The 18,031-nt window shown below is 53.1% G+C and carries 16 protein-coding genes and 1 tRNA gene; 4 read left to right on the forward strand and 13 right to left on the reverse strand.

The annotated features are described in order from the left end of the window. Nucleotides 1–42 precede the first annotated feature (42 nt). Complete coding sequence (gene cbl / locus ICA20_RS14960; RefSeq protein WP_038639784.1) at nucleotides 43–993, reverse strand: HTH-type transcriptional regulator Cbl; 951 nt, start codon at nucleotides 991–993, stop codon at nucleotides 43–45. A gap of 101 nt (nucleotides 994–1,094) precedes the next feature. Beyond that, entirely contained in the window at nucleotides 1,095–2,012 is a 918-nt protein-coding gene (gene nac, locus ICA20_RS14965; protein ID WP_038639782.1) for a nitrogen assimilation transcriptional regulator NAC, read from the reverse strand. Nucleotides 2,013–2,337: 325 nt separating this feature from the next. On the opposite strand from nac, the gene ICA20_RS14970 reads away from it, so the two are divergent. From ICA20_RS14970 to ICA20_RS14985, 4 genes are all read left to right on the forward strand, one after another. Next, a tRNA-Asn gene (locus ICA20_RS14970) sits at nucleotides 2,338–2,413 on the forward strand. Between the two features lie 208 nt (nucleotides 2,414–2,621). Then, a complete protein-coding gene (shiA, locus tag ICA20_RS14975; RefSeq protein ID WP_038639777.1) occupies nucleotides 2,622–3,938 on the forward strand; it encodes a shikimate transporter in 1,317 nt (438 codons plus the stop codon). A 119-nt stretch (nucleotides 3,939–4,057) separates the two neighbouring features. After that, nucleotides 4,058–5,512 carry an AMP nucleosidase gene (locus tag ICA20_RS14980; protein WP_038639774.1) on the forward strand — a complete coding sequence of 485 codons (1,455 nt, stop codon included), beginning with the start codon at nucleotides 4,058–4,060 and terminating at the stop codon, nucleotides 5,510–5,512. A 14-nt stretch (nucleotides 5,513–5,526) separates the two neighbouring features. Further along, nucleotides 5,527–7,305 carry an aminopeptidase P family protein gene (locus ICA20_RS14985; RefSeq protein ID WP_038639771.1) on the forward strand — a complete coding sequence of 593 codons (1,779 nt, stop codon included), beginning with the start codon at nucleotides 5,527–5,529 and terminating at the stop codon, nucleotides 7,303–7,305. Between the two features lie 55 nt (nucleotides 7,306–7,360). On the opposite strand, the gene ptsG is transcribed toward ICA20_RS14985, so the two are convergent. From ptsG to ICA20_RS15040, 11 genes are all read right to left on the reverse strand, one after another. Continuing rightward, complete coding sequence (gene ptsG / locus ICA20_RS14990) at nucleotides 7,361–8,794, reverse strand: PTS glucose transporter subunit IIBC (RefSeq protein WP_003036277.1); 1,434 nt, start codon at nucleotides 8,792–8,794, stop codon at nucleotides 7,361–7,363. Between the two features lie 416 nt (nucleotides 8,795–9,210). Then, nucleotides 9,211–10,008: a metal-dependent hydrolase gene (locus ICA20_RS14995; RefSeq protein WP_038639768.1), complete on the reverse strand. Its 798-nt coding sequence runs from the start codon at nucleotides 10,006–10,008 to the stop codon at nucleotides 9,211–9,213. 10 nt (nucleotides 10,009–10,018) lie between these two features. Beyond that, nucleotides 10,019–11,023 (reverse strand): DNA polymerase III subunit delta', encoded by a 1,005-nt coding sequence (gene holB / locus ICA20_RS15000; protein ID WP_038639765.1) that lies wholly within the window; start codon nucleotides 11,021–11,023, stop codon nucleotides 10,019–10,021. After that, entirely contained in the window at nucleotides 11,020–11,661 is a 642-nt protein-coding gene (gene tmk, locus ICA20_RS15005; RefSeq protein WP_038639762.1) for a dTMP kinase, read from the reverse strand. The genes holB and tmk overlap by 4 nt, the downstream gene beginning before the upstream one ends. Next, complete coding sequence (gene yceG / locus ICA20_RS15010) at nucleotides 11,651–12,673, reverse strand: cell division protein YceG (protein WP_038639759.1); 1,023 nt, start codon at nucleotides 12,671–12,673, stop codon at nucleotides 11,651–11,653. Before yceG ends, tmk begins: the two co-directional genes overlap by 11 nt. Nucleotides 12,674–12,675: 2 nt before the next feature. Then, complete coding sequence (pabC, locus tag ICA20_RS15015; RefSeq protein ID WP_038639756.1) at nucleotides 12,676–13,485, reverse strand: aminodeoxychorismate lyase; 810 nt, start codon at nucleotides 13,483–13,485, stop codon at nucleotides 12,676–12,678. 136 nt (nucleotides 13,486–13,621) lie between these two features. Continuing rightward, entirely contained in the window at nucleotides 13,622–14,863 is a 1,242-nt protein-coding gene (gene fabF / locus ICA20_RS15020) for a beta-ketoacyl-ACP synthase II (RefSeq protein WP_038639753.1), read from the reverse strand. Between the two features lie 85 nt (nucleotides 14,864–14,948). Beyond that, nucleotides 14,949–15,185 (reverse strand): acyl carrier protein, encoded by a 237-nt coding sequence (acpP, locus tag ICA20_RS15025; protein ID WP_000103754.1) that lies wholly within the window; start codon nucleotides 15,183–15,185, stop codon nucleotides 14,949–14,951. Between the two features lie 155 nt (nucleotides 15,186–15,340). Beyond that, nucleotides 15,341–16,075, reverse strand: a complete 735-nt coding sequence (gene fabG / locus ICA20_RS15030) for a 3-oxoacyl-ACP reductase FabG (protein WP_006685074.1) — start codon at nucleotides 16,073–16,075, stop codon at nucleotides 15,341–15,343. Nucleotides 16,076–16,087: 12 nt separating this feature from the next. After that, nucleotides 16,088–17,017 (reverse strand): ACP S-malonyltransferase, encoded by a 930-nt coding sequence (gene fabD, locus ICA20_RS15035; RefSeq protein ID WP_038639743.1) that lies wholly within the window; start codon nucleotides 17,015–17,017, stop codon nucleotides 16,088–16,090. 15 nt (nucleotides 17,018–17,032) lie between these two features. After that, entirely contained in the window at nucleotides 17,033–17,986 is a 954-nt protein-coding gene (locus tag ICA20_RS15040; RefSeq protein ID WP_038639740.1) for a beta-ketoacyl-ACP synthase III, read from the reverse strand. Nucleotides 17,987–18,031 lie beyond the last annotated feature (45 nt).

The raw sequence follows: 18,031 nt of genomic DNA on the forward strand, positions 1-18,031 counted from the left end.
AAGAGCGCCAGTGGCAACGTAATTGATATTGAAAAGCCCGCTTTATATCTGATAATCAATCACCGTTTCATCGGGCTCCATTGCCTGGCGTTTGATTTCATCCACGGATAACCCTGCGTTGCATAGCTCGATAAATCGCCAGACATAGTTGCGCTGTAGTTGTCCTCGTTTCAACCCCAGCCAGACGGTGTTGGCATCAAATAAATGCCGGGTATCCAGACGGGTCAAACTGCCCTCCTCCTGCTCGCCACTGGATTGCTCTGCCACCAGCCCAATACCCAGTCCCAACGCCACATAAGTTTTAATTACATCCGAATCCTGGGCGCTAAGTATAATATCCGGCACTAACCCTTTTCGGGCAAACGCTTCATCAATACGCGAACGTCCCGTAATTCCCTGTCGATAAGTAATTAACGGCCAATGGGCGATGGATTCCAGCGTTAAAGGCGATGTCTTGACGAGTGGATGGTCGTGCGGAACGAGCAGACTGTGGTGCCAACGAAACCAGGGAAAAGCCACCAGCAGTGGATCGCTACTCAGACGTTCACTGGCAATCCCAATATCTGCTCCGCCATTTTGCAACAACGCTTCGATCTCCTGTGGCGTGCCCTGAATCAGTTCCAGACGCACTTCCGGGAAAAGCTCACGAAAAGCTTTAATCACTGCGGGCAGGCTATAGCGCGCCTGGGTATGCGTGGTGGCTATCGTCAGAACACCCGACGTGTCATTGGTAAACAGATCCGCCAGACGGCGGACGTTGCTGGCCTCATTCAGAATACGTTCGGCAATGCCCAGTAAGGCCTTACCGGGTTCGGTCATGCCCAGCAGGCGTTTCCCGCGACGAATAAATATTTCGATGCCAAGTTCATCTTCAAGTTCACGAATATGTCGGCTGACACCCGACTGCGAGGTATACAATATATTCGCGACTTCCGTCAGGTTGTAATCCTGACGGGCCGCCTCGCGGATTATTTTAAGTTGCTGGAAATTCACTTTTCGCTCCGGGCACATCAGACATTACGCTATTGTTAAAGTCTGATGCCCGGCATAACAAATAATAAAAACCTGCATCTTATTCCTCTTGGGAATAAGCTTTAGCTTACCAGCTGCAGCTCACGGTTTTCCATCATCGGTCGGCTAACCAGCGACAACAGGATCTCCTTGACTGCCTGCGCTTGTGGCGACAAGCTCCCCATGGCCGACACATTCAACGAGAGCGGCAGATTCATTGATGGGGCAGTAATCCGCGCCATCCAGCCATTTGCTGCATTGCACAGTGCGCGGGCTGCCGATTCGGGTAACACGGTGACGCCCATACCGCTGGCAATGGCAGCCGTTAAGGTCGAGATAGACTCGATTTCACCAATGACTTTGGCCGTTAAGCGACGTAGCGAAAAAGCCTCATCCACCCGCAAACGCACCGCACTGTAATCCCGCGGCAAAAACAGATTCATCTGCGCCACTGCGGCTAAATCGACGCTTTGGCCTGGACAATCACGCGTCCCCACCAGGAAAAGATCCTCCTTCAGCAACGGCTGACAACTTATGCCCGCCACGGGCGAGCGCTCATAGAGCACTGCCATGTCTAATTGTCCGCTGAGAAGCTTGTCATTTAGCACTGCCCCACTGTTTTCATGCAAATAGACCAGTACATCGGGCAGTTCGGCACGTACTGTTTGTAACAGTGGCATAGTGATGGATGATGCCGCCGTACCCGGTGCCAGGCCAATAGAAACCTGACCACTCAGAGTCTGACCAACATTATTGACCGCAAGTTGCGCCTGTTCACACTGACGTAAAATTGTTCGGGCGTGGGTATACAGCACTTTCCCCGCTTCCGTGGGCGTGACGCCGCGCTTGGTACGAATCAGCAATTGCTGATCCAGTTCGCCTTCCAGCGTGGCGACCTGCTGGCTCAGCGCGGGTTGCGCGATGTGCAACACTTCCGCTGCCTGGGTCAGGCTACCAATATCGACGATTTTTACGAAATATTTCAGTCGTCTGAAGTTCATTTTGCCTCCTGTCGGAATACCAGAACCCGTGCTGGCAGTCATGTGAATCAGGATTGCAAGATACTTGCCAGTTTCGTCTGCAGCGGCGTTTTACGCTGACGCCGCGTCAGATAAGGAGCAAAGTGAAGAACGACATTTTTTGTACGCTTATACAGATAACTGTGGCTGCCCTGGAAAAGGTAGAAGCGCACCAGAATGGGGCAAAAGCATAAAAAGACGGAAAGTTCGCCGCTTTGCTGATTTTGTCAGCAAACGAACGCACAATTGTATTTCGTCCTTTGACAACCCTCATCGCCCTCGCTAATATGCGCCTCGTTCACACGATTCCTCTGTAGTTCAGTCGGTAGAACGGCGGACTGTTAATCCGTATGTCACTGGTTCGAGTCCAGTCAGAGGAGCCAAATTCAGAAAAGCCTGCTTTCGAGCAGGCTTTTTGCTTTTCAATTTTCTCATTCGTCTAATTATTCATGTTGCCCTCTGCGAGGGATATAATCGTTTCCTCTTCATGCCTGTCGCGGTAATCTCATAACGTCCGGTAATCTATCGGCTGCAATGTGCGTAACCCAACTCAAATACTAATAATTAAAAGACAGTACAGACAGGATAACTATGGATTCCACCCTCACCTCCACGGGTCCCCAACAGGACGCCTCTTCGCTCAACCGTGCCCGACGCGCTGCGCTTGGTAGCTTCGCGGGCGCCGTGGTCGACTGGTATGATTTTCTGCTCTATGGCATCACCGCTGCGTTAGTCTTTAACCGCGAGTTCTTTCCGCAGGTCAGTCCGGCGATGGGAACACTTGCCGCCTTCGCTACCTTTGGCGTCGGATTTCTGTTCCGCCCGCTAGGCGGGGTCATCTTCGGCCACTTCGGCGATCGTCTTGGGCGTAAACGTATGCTGATGCTCACCGTCTGGATGATGGGGATCGCCACGGCGCTGATCGGCATTATTCCTTCCTTTGACACCATTGGCTGGTGGGCCCCTGTTCTACTGGTGACGCTGCGCGCCATTCAGGGCTTCGCCGTGGGTGGTGAATGGGGCGGAGCCGCGTTGCTCTCCGTCGAAAGCGCGCCGAAAAATAAAAAAGCCTTTTATAGCAGCGGTGTACAGGTCGGGTACGGCGTCGGTCTGCTGCTTTCTACCGGCCTGGTCTCGCTGATTAGCTCTCAAACTACCGATGAGCAGTTCCTCAGTTGGGGCTGGCGTATTCCGTTCTTGTTCAGCATCGTGCTGGTATTAGGCGCGTTGTGGATGCGTAACAGAATGGATGAATCGGCCGAGTTCGAACAGCAGCAACAGGCGCCACAGCCCGAGAAAAAGCGGCTTCCGGTCATTGAGGCTTTAATCCGACATCCGGGCGCATTCTTAAAAATTATCGCCCTGCGCCTGTGTGAACTGCTGACGATGTATATCGTCACCGCATTTGCTCTTAACTACTCGACACAAAACCTCGGCCTGCCACGCGAGCTGTTTCTGAATATCGGATTGCTGGTCGGCGGGCTGAGCTGTCTGACCATCCCCTGCTTTGCGTGGCTTGCTGACCGCTTTGGTCGTCGTCGCGTCTACATTACCGGGGCACTGGTCGGGACGCTAAGCGCCTTCCCATTCTTTATGGCGCTGGAGGCCCAGTCTATTTTCTGGATCGTGTTCTTCGCGATTATGCTGGCCAACATTGCACACGATATGGTGGTCTGCGTGCAGCAGCCTATGTTTACCGGTTTATTTGGCGCAAGCTATCGCTATAGCGGCGCAGGCGTTGGTTATCAGGTGGCCAGCGTGGTTGGCGGCGGTTTTACCCCCTTTATTGCGGCGGCACTGGTAACATTTTCAGGCGGAGACTGGCACAGCGTAGCTATTTATCTGATGGCGGGTTGTCTTATCTCCGCCACTACCGCGCTGTTGATGCGGGATAAGCAGCACGGTTAAACCCCCGGTGCGAGGGCCATCCGGTCTTCGCACCATCTTCCTTAACGTCTGACTTTTGTTTCACATTCCTGTGACATACTATCGGGAGAGCGGTATATCTGTGGAACAAGGAGACAGACATGAACAATAAGGGCGCCAGCCTGACCCCGGCTCAGGCACTGGATAAACTGGACGCGCTGTACGAACAGTCGGTTAAATCACTACGTAGCGCCATTGGTAAGTATATTGAAACAGGGACCCTCCCTGACGTAATCGCCCGCCAGAACGGTCTTTTTGTCTACCCGTCACTTCGTGTCACCTGGGATGGCAGCGCCACTAATCCGCCCAAAACGCGCGCCTATGGCCGTTTTACCCATGCGGGTTGTTATACCACCACCATTACCCGTCCGTCGCTCTTTCGTCCTTATCTTGAAGAACAGCTCACGCTGCTGTATCAGGATTATGATGCGCATATCTCCGTTGAGCCATCGCAGCATGAAATCCCCTATCCCTATGTGATTGACGGTTCAGAACTGACGTTGGATCGCTCGATGAGCGCCGGATTAACGCGTCATTTCCCCACCACTGAATTGTCGCAGATTGGTGACGAAACGGCGGACGGGATTTTTCATCCGGCGGAATTTTCTCCGCTGTCTCACTTCGATGCCCGACGCGTGGATTTTTCGCTGGCGCGACTGCGTCATTACACGGGCACGCCGGTTGAACATTTCCAGCCCTTTGTGCTGTTCACCAACTACACCCGCTATGTCGATGAGTTCGTACGCTGGGGCTGCAGCCAGATCCTCGACCCGGACAGCCCGTATATCGCACTGTCATGCGCGGGCGGGATCTGGATCACCGCCGAAACCGAAGCGCCAGAAGAAGCCATCTCCGATCTCGCCTGGAAGAAACACCAGATGCCCGCCTGGCATTTAATTACCGCTGATGGTCAGGGGATCACGCTGGTGAATATCGGCGTCGGCCCGTCTAACGCCAAAACTATTTGCGATCATCTCGCCGTACTGCGCCCTGATGTCTGGCTGATGATTGGGCACTGTGGCGGCCTGCGTGAAAGTCAGGCAATTGGCGATTATGTTCTGGCCCACGCTTATTTGCGTGATGACCACGTGCTGGATGCTGTACTCCCACCGGATATTCCGATTCCGAGCATCGCTGAAGTGCAACGCGCGCTGTATGACGCGACCAAAGAGGTCAGCGGCATGCCCGGCGAAGAGGTCAAACAGCGCCTGCGTACCGGTACCGTTGTCACCACCGACGATCGAAACTGGGAATTACGTTACTCCGCCTCTGCGCTGCGCTTTAACCTCAGCCGTGCGGTAGCTATCGATATGGAAAGCGCCACTATCGCCGCACAGGGCTACCGCTTCCGCGTCCCCTACGGCACATTGCTTTGCGTTTCCGACAAACCGCTGCACGGCGAGATTAAACTACCTGGTCAGGCCAACCGTTTTTATGAAGGCGCCATTTCCGAGCATCTGCAAATAGGTATCCGGGCTATCGATCGTCTTCGCGCCGAAGGCGATCGACTGCACTCCCGTAAATTACGTACGTTCAACGAACCGCCGTTCCGTTAAGGCCTGAGGTAACTATGCACAACTCAACCCCTCTTTCCGCCCTGCGTAACCTGCTGATAGCGCAGGGGCTGGATGGTATGATTGTCCCGCGCGCCGACGCTCACCAAAGTGAAGATTGTACGCCGCATGATAATAAGTTGGCCTGGCTGACTGGTTTTAGCGGTTCAGCGGGACTCGCGCTGGTCCTGCGCGACCGCGCATTAATATTTGTCGATGGGCGCTATCAGGTCCAGGTGCGCAATGAAGTCTCGCTGGATGATTTTGAAATTCACCATTTACACGACGAACCGCTGGCAGACTATTTGCAGTCTCACATTGCAGCGGGTACACGTATCGGCTTTGAGCCGCTGCTGATGGTTAACAGCCAGTTTGAAGCGCTGTCGGCTACCCACTGCGAGCTGGTGCCTCTGGAGCAAGATCCCTTCGACCAGGTATGGTTAGATCGTCCGGCTGCGCCTTGCGGCATCATTCGCGAAATGCCCCTCGACATCAGCGGTGAGAGCAGCGCACAGAAACGTGCCCGCGTCGTGGAGCAACTCATTCAACATCAGGCCGATGTGCTGGCGATTACGCTGCCGGACAACATTGCCTGGCTGCTTAATGTCCGTGGTTCGGATCTTGCTATGGTTCCGGTGCCGTTCTCATTTGCCCTGCTCCATCGCAGCGGCGAACTGGAATGGTTTGTCGATAGCAATAAAACACAGCAACTCCCCGCATCGCTGTTGGATACGCTTACGCTGGCCCCGCAAGAGAGCTTTCTGGCTCGCTGCCAGCAGTTGGCAAATGGGAAGCGCTTTCTGGTCGATAAAGACTACGCTCCGGTAGCATTGCGTTTTGCCATAGAAGAACATGGCGGCCACGTCCTGTGGGCCCCCGACCCTATTACATTAATGAAAGCGCACAAAAATGACGTTGAACTGGCAGGCTATCGGGAATGCCATGAACAGGATGGCGCCGCCTGGGTTAACTTCCTCGCATGGCTGGCCCATGAGGTCCCTTTACGCGAAGCGGCGGGCAATCCAATCACCGAACTGGAAGCACAGGCGAAACAGCTGGAGTTTCGCCAGCAGCAGCCGGGATTTATCGAGCAGAGTTTCAGCACGATTTCAGCCTCTGCCAGCAATGCGGCGATGTGTCATTACCACTCCAGCGAAAAAACCAATACGCCAATTACCTCGCAGGCCATGTACCTGAATGATTCCGGTGGTCAGTATCATAATGGTACAACGGATACGACGCGCACCCTGGCATTTGGCCCACAGGATCCGCAGCGACGCTTGCACTACACCGCCGTGTTGAAAGGCTTTTTGTCACTTATTTCACTGCAGTTTCCCAGCGGTACTCAGGGCCATCAACTGGATGCCTTCAGTAGGCGGGCATTGTGGGATTTGGGACTGGATTTTGATCATGGTACCGGACACGGCGTGGGCCATCAGTTGCTAATCCATGAACAACCCCATCGCATTGCCAAAAAAGTTAACCCATGGCCTCTGGTCGCGGGCAATATCATCACCATCGAACCGGGTTATTATCTGGCCGGGCAATATGGGATCCGCATTGAGAATCAGGTGGAGATTATCAACAGCCGTCCGGGCTTCTGCCGTTTCTCAACGCTGACGCTGGTGCCGATTGATTTGAACCTGGTGGAATTGCATCTGCTGAGCGATGCTGAGAAACAGTGGATTGATGATTACCACCAGCAGGTCAGAGAGACGTTGTCCCCACGCGTAAACGCAGAAGCCCGTCCGTGGCTGTTCGCCGCCACTGCGCCCATTCGCGTTCAGGCCAATTAAGGCAATAAAAAAGGCAGCCCGCAGGCTGCCTTAGTTCTCCCCAACGTCTTACTGCTTAGCTGTTACGGATGTACTCATCCATTTCAGTTTTCAGGTTATCGGACTTGGTACCGAAGATCGCCTGGACACCGGAACCAGCAACCACGACACCCGCCGCACCCAGTTTCTTCAGGCCAGCCTGATCCACTTTGGCAACGTCAGCCACGCTAACGCGCAGACGAGTAATGCACGCATCGAGGTTAGTGATGTTTTCTTTACCACCGAATGCAGCAACCAGAGCCGGAGCCATTTCGCCGGACGCACCCGCTTTGCTGTCTTCGGTCGCATCTTCACGACCTGGCGTTTTCAGATCCAGCGCTTTGATCAGCACACGGAAGATGGTGTAGTAAACGATCGCATAACCGATACCGACAATCGGGAACAGCCACAGTTTGCTGCTGTTACCGGACAGAACGATAAAGTCGATCAGACCGTGAGAGAACGATGTCCCGTCACGCATACCCAGCAGGATACAGATCGGGAATGCCAGACCAGCCAGAATCGCGTGGATGATGTACAGGATCGGCGCCACGAACATGAAGGAGAACTCGATCGGCTCGGTAATACCGGTCAGGAACGAGGTCAGCGCCGCGGAGATCATAATACCGCCCACTTTCGCGCGGTTTTCTGGTTTAGCAGAGTGCCAGATAGCGATAGCGGCAGCCGGCAGACCGTACATTTTGAACAGGAAGCCACCGGACAGTTTGCCCGCAGTCGGGTCGCCCGCCATATAGCGAGGGATATCACCGTGGAATACCTGACCCGCAGCGTTGGTGTACTCACCGATCTGCATCTGGAATGGAACGTTCCAGATATGGTGCAGACCAAACGGCACCAGGCAGCGTTCAATGAAGCCATAGATACCGAACGCCACTACCGGGTTCTGGTATGCAGCCCACTGGGAGAACGTCTGAATAGCAGTACCGATCGGCGGCCAAATGAAGGACAGAACCACGCCTGTGAAGATGGCAGCCAGACCAGAAATAATAGGAACGAAGCGCTTACCCGCAAAGAAGCCGAGATACTCAGGCAATTTGATACGGTAGAAACGGTTGAACATATACGCTGCAATCGCACCGGAGATAATCCCCCCGAGAACACCCGTATCAGCAAGGTGTTTAGCGGCGATCTCTTCAGCAGGTAAATGCAGAACCAGCGGCGCAACAACAGCCATGGTTTTAACCATGATGCCGTAGGCAACAACGGATGCCAGTGCAGATACGCCGTCATTGTTGGTGAAGCCTAACGCAACACCGATGGCAAAGATCAGCGGCATGTTCGCAAAAACAGAACCGCCTGCTTCTGCCATTACGTGCGATACAACGGCTGGCAGCCAGCTGAAGTTAGCGGAACCGACACCCAGCAGGATACCTGCAATCGGGAGTACGGATACCGGCAGCATCAGCGATTTACCGACCTTTTGCAGGTTAGCAAATGCATTCTTAAACATAATTAGGAGTGCTCCTGAGTATTTGTGCTTATACACTTCATCCTTCAAACCGCCTCAGCGTTGGCTGCGCTCATTCACTCCAGTCACTTACTCGAGTAAGCTCCTGTCATTCACTCACTTGCCGCCTTGATGCCGCTTGAATGATTTTGTGTATTCTACGTTCTCACGCATTGGCAAGGGGGGAGAGCCTCGCCGTGGACAGAGCATCTAAGTGCTCTTTATTTATTACACAGAGTAAAATAATTCAGTCTGTATTTGTTTGACGGCTATCACAATTCAGTTGTGAATGGCCGCAAAATACGCACATTCCGATAAAATGAGTTTCTGAATGTGTCTAACTGGTTATTCACCGCCCATTTTGTGGCGGTGAACTTTACTCGCTTTAGTTATTAATTACGAGCTTTAAAAAAAGTCAGTTAACGGACTGATTGCAGGCGAGAAGCATCGATGTGAAACAGGCGGGCAAAGTTATCAGTGGTTGCCTGCGCCAGTTCTTCCACGGCAACACCTTTCACTACGGCCATATACTCCGCAACGTCACGCGTCATGGCAGGTTGGTTCTCTTTTCCACGATGCGGCACCGGCGCAAGGTACGGAGAATCCGTCTCAACTAACAAACGATCCAGAGGAACATAACGGGCAGCATCACGCAGTTGGTCAGCATTACGGAACGTGACGATGCCGGAAAACGAGATATAAAAGCCGAGATCCAGCAATTTGCCCGCCGTTTCTCTGTCCTCTGTAAAACAGTGTAGTACGCCGCCGCAATCCGTCACCTTTTCTTCGCGCAGAATTGATAACGTATCGGCTCGGGCATCACGGGTATGCACGATAACCGGTTTCTGTAACTCGCGGCCAATCTGAATATGGTGGATGAAAGATTCCTGCTGGCGCACCTTCGTTTCCGGCGTGTAAAAATAATCCAGCCCAGTTTCTCCCATCGCTACCACACCGTCTTCGGCGGCAAAACGACGCAGGTCTTCAACATCATAAGTTTCATCCTGATTTAACGGATGCACACCGCAGGAGAAAACCACGTTGTCACGTTGGCCAACCAGTTCACGCATACTGCGGTATCCAGGCAGGGTGGTCGCGACGGCAAGACAAAATTTCACATCGCGTGCGGCCGCTTTCGCCAACACGTCATCCACGTCCTTATGCAGAGATTGATAATCCAGGCCATCAAGATGGCAGTGTGAGTCGACTAAAAACATAATGTCTCTCTCAAAGATGAGGAACAGGCAGTACGGTGCCTGGTTGCAGGTAATGCTCAATACGGAGAATAAGATCGGTTAATACCAGTTCACGGTTTATGCCCGTCACGTTCAGCAACTGCTGACGACAATGACAAACATCACCGAGTATCGCCTGTATCTGGGCGACGGATAACCGCCCGGCGATAGAAGAGATGAGATCCTGAGCATCAGGATTGGTTAAATGGGAAATCCCATAGGAACGCTTTAGGGCATCCGTCAACAGCGTGGCCAGCCAGTGTAAACGAGCGGCAGCCTGATCGTGGTTGAGCGCCGCTAACAGGATATACCAGTCGCCTGATTGCAGGGTGTTCGCCAGCGCGGCGAGGAACTCTTTGCGGTGCGTCCAGCTTTCAGCCTGTAACAACGTTAATGCCGCACCCGGCGACCCCGCACTCAGACGTAATGCGCTCAACAATGCTTCCGGTGACGCCGTCACTTCACGGGTAAGCCAGGAGATAGCGTATGACTCTGCCGGTGGTGCAAGGTGATATAACCGACAGCGGCTACGCAGCGTGGCCAATAAACGCGCAGGTTCGCGACTGGCGAGGAAGAACCAGGTCTGCGCCGGAGGTTCTTCCAGCGTTTTCAGTAACGCATTAGCGGCGGCATCGGTTAACTGGGCGGCATCCGGGATCCACACCACTTTCGCCCCGCCCAGGCGTGAATGCTCGTACAGTTTCTCACTGACTTCGCGTACCGCGTCAACGCCCAGCGTGCTTTTGCCTTTTTCCGGCAGCAGCGAATAGTAGTCCGGATGGGTCCCCGCCTGCATCAGCTGACAGCCGCGGCAGTGTCCGCAGCTTTTATGTCCTTCCGGCTGCTGACACATTAAATAGCGACTGAGCGCGTAAATCAGCGCATCGTCGCCCATGCCGGGTAACGCCTGAATCAGTAACGCATGGTGACCACGACCCGTCTGGTAGCTCGCTACCAGTTTTTCAAAATCAGGTCGTAACCATGGGTACCATTTCATGCGCCCTGCTCCTTCACCCACTGAGTAATGGTATTGCGAATATCAGCCATCACAGCCTCCAGCGGCTGCGTAGCGTCAATAGTACGAATGCTGGCGTCTTTGGCAGCCAGTTCAAGATAGCGCGCTCGGGTACGATTAAAGAAATCGAAAGATTCCTGTTCAATACGGTCCAGTTCGCCACGCGCACGCGCACGCTTCAATCCGACTTCTGGAGTGACATCCAGATAGAGCGTCAGGTCCGGGCGAAAATCTCCGAGTACCGCATCACGTAACGTTGCCAGCATGTTTTGATCGATACCGCGGCCACCGCCCTGATATGCCTGGGTCGACAGGTCGTGACGATCGCCAATGACCCATGCGCCTCTCGCCAGCGCAGGTTTAATAACGGTTTCGACCAACTGTACGCGCGCGGCGTAAAACATCAGGACTTCGGCTTTGTCGGTAATGACCTCGTCGCCTACCGACTTAATGTCCAGCACCAGACTTCTTAGTTTCTCAGCGAGCTGCGTTCCACCAGGCTCGCGGGTAAAAACCATGTCACGAATACCGAGTTGCTCAAGTGTCTCTACCACCACATTACGCGCAGTGGTTTTTCCGGCGCCTTCCAGGCCCTCGATGACGATATAGTTACTGCCCATTTTTTTCCTTAAGCACTTTCAGGTAATCCTGTACTGACCGGTTATGGCTGACAAGATTGGTGTTAAATGTGTGGCCGCCTTTACCATCTGCCACGAAATAGAGATACGGCGTTTTTGCCGGATGTGCGGCAGCCTGCAACGAGGCCTCTCCCGGCATGGCAATCGGGCCAGGCGGCAGCCCGGTGATGGTGTAGGTGTTATAGGCGGTTGGCGTTTCTAAATCCACACGCGACAATTTGCCATTATACCGTGTCCCCATGCCGTAAATCACCGTCGGATCGGTTTGTAAACGCATGCCAATACGTAAGCGGTTAATAAAGACCGAGGCCACCTGGTCGCGCTCGCTGGCAACCGCAGTTTCTTTTTCAATAATCGAGGCCATTGTCACTAGCTGATTTTTATCCTGATAAGGCAAACCATCAGCGCGCCCTTCCCAGACGGTATCCACCGCTTTAACCATCTTTTGATGCGCACGTTTTAGCAGTGCTACGTCGGTCGTATTCGCGGTATACATCCAGGTATCGGGCCAGAACCAGCCTTCCACCCACTGCGGGTTTTCCAGCTTCAGCGCCTGAGCGACAGTCTCGTAGTTATCGTCGCTCAGCGTATGTTTGATATAGGGCGCATCGCGCAGTTGTTTGAGGTAATCACTCAGGCGCATCCCTTCCACCAGACGTAACGGGAACTGGGCCTCTTTACCGCTTTCCAGCAATAGCAGCATTTCTCGTACCGTCATGTCGGGCGTCAGGCGATAGGTACCCGCCTTAAAATGCGACAGGTCAGGCTCCACACGCAGCAGCCACTGGAAGACACGCGGACGATTGATAACCTTATCCGCATACAGTTGTTCACCGAGAGCCAGGCGGCCTGTACCCGCTTTCAGCGTAAAAATAGTCTCTTCTTTAATCAATAACTTACTGTCCGCCAGATGGCGAACTTTCCACATGCCTACGCCCGCGGCAATGCCCAGCACAACCAGCAATAACAGGACAACGAGTAACAGTTTTTTCATGACTAATTCGGGTGCTCACAAAGTGGGGCTAAAAAATCGAATAACAAACGTGAAGACAACATCGTGTCGCCACAGGTACGCACAGGAATAACCGGCATTAATGCGTTACAGACGACGATTTCATCGGCTTGCATAATCTCCTCCAACCCGGCATACACTTCGACAAGACTGAACGGTGATTGTGCCAGCATACGGATACAGAATTGTCGCATAATGCCGTTCACTCCGGCCTGATCCAACCGGGGAGTGTAAACCACATTACCTTTACGCCAGAACAAATTAGCCGCACAGCATTCCGTAACCCATCCCTCGCTGTCAAGAACCAGCGCTTCATCGGCATCCGTCTGCTCAAGATGAGAGCGAATCAATACCTGCTCCAGGCGATTCAGATGCTTAAGTCCGGCAAGCATAGGGTTACGCCCCAGACGCACTGGGCTTAACGCCAGCGTAATCCCTTCATGGCGCCAACGATCGTAATGTTCGGGCCAGGCTGAAACAGAGAGAATACGGGTGGCGTTGTGACAATTTGCGCCGCTGTATCCCCGACCGCCGCTACCGCGGCTAATAATGACTTTCAATACACCACGCGCGTGTCCTTGAGCCAGCATTTTCATTTCATCTTGCAGTTCTGACCACTGTTCAAAAGCGATCAGCAACTTTTGGCAAGCGTCTTGTAAACGCGCAAGATGCGCTGCAAAGAGGCAAATTTCGCCGTCGATAATTCGCGCGGTAGTAAAACAACCATCGCCAAATTGGGTCGCTCGATCGCTTACGGCCAGCAGATTTTGCTTGCAGCCATTAATTAAGAACATGGAGGCTCCTTATATCTGGTCCGCTAGTTTGGCAGGATGAGTAACACAGGACAAGGGTGAAAAACCGAATAAAAAAAGGCCCGACAAGCGGACCTTTTCAGTTTTATTTCGATGCTAACGCATCACCTGACGAGACTTAAATCTTTTTAAAGATCAAAGAACCGTTGGTACCACCGAAGCCGAAGGAGTTACACAGAGTATATTCCAAACCACTCACCTGACGCGCTTCGTGAGGAACGAAGTCCAGGTCACAACCTTCATCCGGGTTATCCAGGTTGATGGTTGGCGGAATAGCCTGGTCGCGCAGCGCCAGGATAGAGAAAATAGACTCTACCGCGCCCGCAGCGCCTAACAGGTGACCGGTCATGGATTTGGTTGAGCTAACCATCACGCGGCTCGCTGCATCGCCAAAGACAGATTTCACTGCCTGGGTTTCAGCTTTATCGCCTGCAGGCGTAGACGTACCATGCGCGTTGACATAGCCGATCTGACCCGCTTCGATAGCCGCATCGCGTAGCGCGTTGACCATTGCCAGCGCAGCGCCTGCACCGTTTTCCGGTGGTGACGTCATGTGGTAAGCATCGCTGCTCATGCCAAAACCAACGACTTCAGCATAGATTTTTGCGCCGCGCGCTTTCGCATGCTCGTACTCTTCCAGTACCACCATGCCTGCGCCGTCGCCCAACACGAAGCCATCACGCTCTTTATCCCACGGGCGGCTTGCCGCTTGCGGGTTATCATTACGCGTAGACAGCGCGCGTGCCGCGCCAAAACCACCCACGCCAAGCGGTGTACTGGCTTTTTCAGCACCACCCGCAACCATCGCGTCTGCATCACCGTATGCAATGATACGTGCGGCATGACCGATGTTATGTACGCCTGAAGTACAGGCGGTCGCGATGGAGATGCTTGGCCCTTGCAGGCCGTACATGATGGTCAGGTGACCTGCCACCATGTTAACAATCGTCGACGGAACGAAGAACGGGCTGATCTTACGCGGTCCACCGTTTACCAAAGAGGTATGGTTTTCTTCGATCAGACCGAGACCGCCAATACCGGAGCCAATAGCGGCGCCAATACGGTGAGCGTTCTCTTCCGTAATTTCGAGGCCAGAATCCTGCATGGCCTGAACGCCAGCGACAATTCCATATTGAATGAAGGCATCCATCTTGCGCTGTTCTTTGCGCGAAATAATGTCTTCACAGTTAAAATCCTTTACTAAGCCAGCAAATTTCGTTGCATAGGCGCTAGTATCGAAATGGTCGATCAGGCTGATGCCACTCTGACCGGCAAGGAGAGCTTTCCAGGTAGACTCTACGGTATTGCCGACAGGAGACAACATGCCCAGTCCGGTCACAACTACACGACGCTTAGACACGGTTGTCCTCCAGGGAGGGAAAATAATTCAAGTGGGATAAAAAGATAAAACTCAGGCGGTCGAATGACCGCCTGGAGATGTTCACTTACGCCTGGTGGCCGTTGATGTAATCAATGGCAGCCTGAACGGTAGTGATTTTCTCAGCTTCTTCGTCCGGAATCTCAGTATCAAACTCTTCTTCCAGAGCCATTACCAGCTCAACGGTGTCAAGAGAATCTGCGCCCAGGTCTTCAACGAAGGAAGCATTGTTGGTAACTTCTTCCTGCTTAACGCCCAGCTGTTCGCCGATAATTTTCTTAACGCGTTCTTCGATAGTGCTCATACTCTTAAATTTCCTATCAAAACTCGCTTTCGCGATGGTTTTCGTAGTGTATAAAATGTTGAAAAATTTGCAACTAAATCCCGGCAGGTCTTACCACGATTTTACGTTATTTTGAGGCCATTCCCCCTAATAACGCAAATATTTTTCAATCGTGGTTAAACCATGTACATCCCGCCGTTGACGTGCAAAGTCTCACCTGTGATGTAACTTGCTTCGTCAGAAGCTAAAAATGCAACCGCACTGGCGATTTCCTGAGCGCCACCAAGGCGACCCGCAGGAACCTGCGCCAGTATACCCGCACGCTGATCATCAGACAGCGCACGCGTCATGTCCGTTTCAATAAAGCCCGGAGCAACAACGTTTACAGTAATACCACGGGACGCAACTTCGCGCGCCAGTGATTTACTGAAGCCGATCAGACCTGCTTTCGCCGCAGCGTAGTTAGCCTGACCCGCATTTCCCATGGTACCAACCACAGAACCGATAGTGATAATACGCCCATGACGCTTTTTCATCATAGCTCGCATTACCGCTTTTGACAGACGGAAAACAGATGACAGGTTGGTTTCGATGATATCGTTCCACTCGTCATCTTTCATGCGCATTAACAGGTTATCACGAGTAATCCCGGCATTATTGACCAGAATATCGACTTCACCAAATTCTGCGCGAATATTTTCCAGAACAGATTCGATAGATGCCGGATCGGTCACATTCAACATCAGACCTTTACCATTTGCACCTAAGTAATCGCTAATGGCCTGCGCACCACTTTCACTGGTTGCAGTACCGATAACTTTCGCGCCACGGGCAACGAGTGTTTCTGCAATTGCGCGGCCAATTCCACGGCTTGCACCGGTTACCAGCGCGATTTTTCCTTCAAAATTCATGGGCTTCCTCTTTTATTGCTCTAGCGCCGCAGACAGCGCTGCCGGCTCATTCAGTGCCGAAGCGGTCAGGGTGTCAACAATACGTTTCGTCAAACCGGTGAGAACTTTACCTGGCCCCACTTCATACAGGTGCTCTACGCCCTGAGATGCCATAAACTCAACGGTTTTGGTCCACTGAACCGGGCTGTACAGTTGACGAACCAGCGCATCGCGAATCGCGTCTGCGGTAGTTTCACACTTCACGTCGACGTTGTTCACAACTGGAACAGTCGGCGCGTTGAAAGTGATTTTTTGCAATTCAACGGCCAGTTTCTCAGCGGCAGGTTTCATCAGCGCGCAGTGAGAAGGCACGCTGACCGGCAACGGCAGCGCACGCTTGGCGCCAGCGGCTTTACAAGCAGCACCTGCACGTTCTACCGCTTCTTTATGCCCGGCGATAACCACCTGACCCGGCGAGTTGAAATTAACCGGAGAAACGACCTGCCCTTCAGCAGACTCTTCACACGCTTTAGCGATAGAGGCATCGTCCAGACCAATAATCGCAGACATGCCGCCAGTACCTTCCGGTACGGCTTCCTGCATGAATTTGCCGCGCAGTTCAACCAGACGGACGGCATCGGCAAAATCAATTACGCCCGCACATACCAGCGCAGAGTATTCGCCCAGGCTGTGACCTGCCATCAGCGCAGGTGTTGTACCACCCTGCTGTTGCCATACGCGATACAGCGCGACAGATGCAGCCAATAGCGCTGGCTGCGTCTGCCAGGTTTTATTCAGTTCTTCTGCCGGACCTTGCTGAGTCAGCGCCCACAGATCATAGCCCAGCGCAGCTGATGCTTCAGCAAAAGTTTCTTCAACAATTGGGTAGCTTGCTGCCATTTCAGACAACATCCCAACGGTCTGGGAACCCTGCCCCGGAAACACAAATGCAAATTGCGTCATGTTAAAATCCTTATACTAGAAACGAACCAGCGCGGAGCCCCAGGTGAATCCACCCCCGAAGGCTTCAAGCAATATCAACTGCCCGGCTTTGATACGCCCGTCGCGGACGGCTTCGTCCAGTGCGCACGGTACGGAAGCCGCGGACGTATTGCCATGCCTGTCCAGTGTAACGACGACATTATCCATCGACATGCCCAGCTTTTTCGCTGTCGCGCTGATAATGCGCAGGTTTGCCTGATGCGGCACCAGCCAGTCCAGCGCAGAACGGTCGAGATTATTGGCTTCCAGCGTTTCATCAACGATGTGGGCAAGCTCGGTCACCGCGACTTTAAATACTTCGTTACCCGCCATCGTCAGGTGGATCGGGTTATCCGGATTTACGCGATCGGCGTTAGGCAGCGTCAACAATTCACCGTAACGACCATCAGCATGCAGATGCGTGGAGAGAATACCCGGTTCTTCGGATGCGCTCAGTACCACCGCGCCCGCGCCGTCACCAAAGATAATGATCGTTCCACGATCGGTTGGATCACAAGTACGAGCAAGAACATCTGATCCAACAACCAGCGCATGCTTCACTGCGCCAGACTTAACGTACTGATCGGCAACGCTAAGGGCATAGGTAAAACCGGCGCAAGCGGCCGCAACGTCAAACGCCGGACAGCCTTTGATCCCCAGCATACTTTGGATCTGGCATGCCGCGCTTGGAAATGCGTGTGTGGATGATGTGGTGGCAACCACAATCAGACCAATTTCTTCTTTGTCGATGCCCGCCATTTCCAGCGCACGGTTTGCGGCGACAAAGCCCATCGTCGCAACTGTTTCATTTGGCGCTGCAATGTGGCGTTCACGGATACCTGTACGAGTGACGATCCACTCATCAGATGTCTCGACCATTTTTTCCAAATCGGCGTTAGTACGCACTTGTTCAGGCAGATAGCTGCCGGTACCAATAATCTTCGTATACATGTACGCTCAGTCACTTTTTGGTTATATACCGCCACGAGCAAAACG

Source organism: Citrobacter sp. C5_2 (assembly GCF_014596845.2).
Taxonomy (GTDB): domain Bacteria; phylum Pseudomonadota; class Gammaproteobacteria; order Enterobacterales; family Enterobacteriaceae; genus Citrobacter; species Citrobacter werkmanii.

Bases quoted from the DNA above. Each gene is read 5' to 3' on its own strand.
- holB (WP_038639765.1), bottom strand. From the start codon at position 11,023: ATGAAATGGTACCCATGGTTACGACCTGATTTTGAAAAACTGGTAGCG.
- tmk (WP_038639762.1), bottom strand. From the start codon at position 11,661: ATGGGCAGTAACTATATCGTCATCGAGGGCCTGGAAGGCGCCGGAAAA.
- yceG (WP_038639759.1), bottom strand. From the start codon at position 12,673: ATGAAAAAACTGTTACTCGTTGTCCTGTTATTGCTGGTTGTGCTGGGC.
- ICA20_RS14980 (WP_038639774.1), top strand. From the start codon at position 4,058: ATGAACAATAAGGGCGCCAGCCTGACCCCGGCTCAGGCACTGGATAAA.
- fabD (WP_038639743.1), bottom strand. From the start codon at position 17,017: ATGACGCAATTTGCATTTGTGTTTCCGGGGCAGGGTTCCCAGACCGTT.
- ICA20_RS14995 (WP_038639768.1), bottom strand. From the start codon at position 10,008: ATGTTTTTAGTCGACTCACACTGCCATCTTGATGGCCTGGATTATCAA.
- fabG (WP_006685074.1), bottom strand. From the start codon at position 16,075: ATGAATTTTGAAGGAAAAATCGCGCTGGTAACCGGTGCAAGCCGTGGA.
- shiA (WP_038639777.1), top strand. From the start codon at position 2,622: ATGGATTCCACCCTCACCTCCACGGGTCCCCAACAGGACGCCTCTTCG.
- pabC (WP_038639756.1), bottom strand. From the start codon at position 13,485: ATGTTCTTAATTAATGGCTGCAAGCAAAATCTGCTGGCCGTAAGCGAT.
- ptsG (WP_003036277.1), bottom strand. From the start codon at position 8,794: ATGTTTAAGAATGCATTTGCTAACCTGCAAAAGGTCGGTAAATCGCTG.
- ICA20_RS15040 (WP_038639740.1), bottom strand. From the start codon at position 17,986: ATGTATACGAAGATTATTGGTACCGGCAGCTATCTGCCTGAACAAGTG.
- nac (WP_038639782.1), bottom strand. From the start codon at position 2,012: ATGAACTTCAGACGACTGAAATATTTCGTAAAAATCGTCGATATTGGT.
- acpP (WP_000103754.1), bottom strand. From the start codon at position 15,185: ATGAGCACTATCGAAGAACGCGTTAAGAAAATTATCGGCGAACAGCTG.
- ICA20_RS14985 (WP_038639771.1), top strand. From the start codon at position 5,527: ATGCACAACTCAACCCCTCTTTCCGCCCTGCGTAACCTGCTGATAGCG.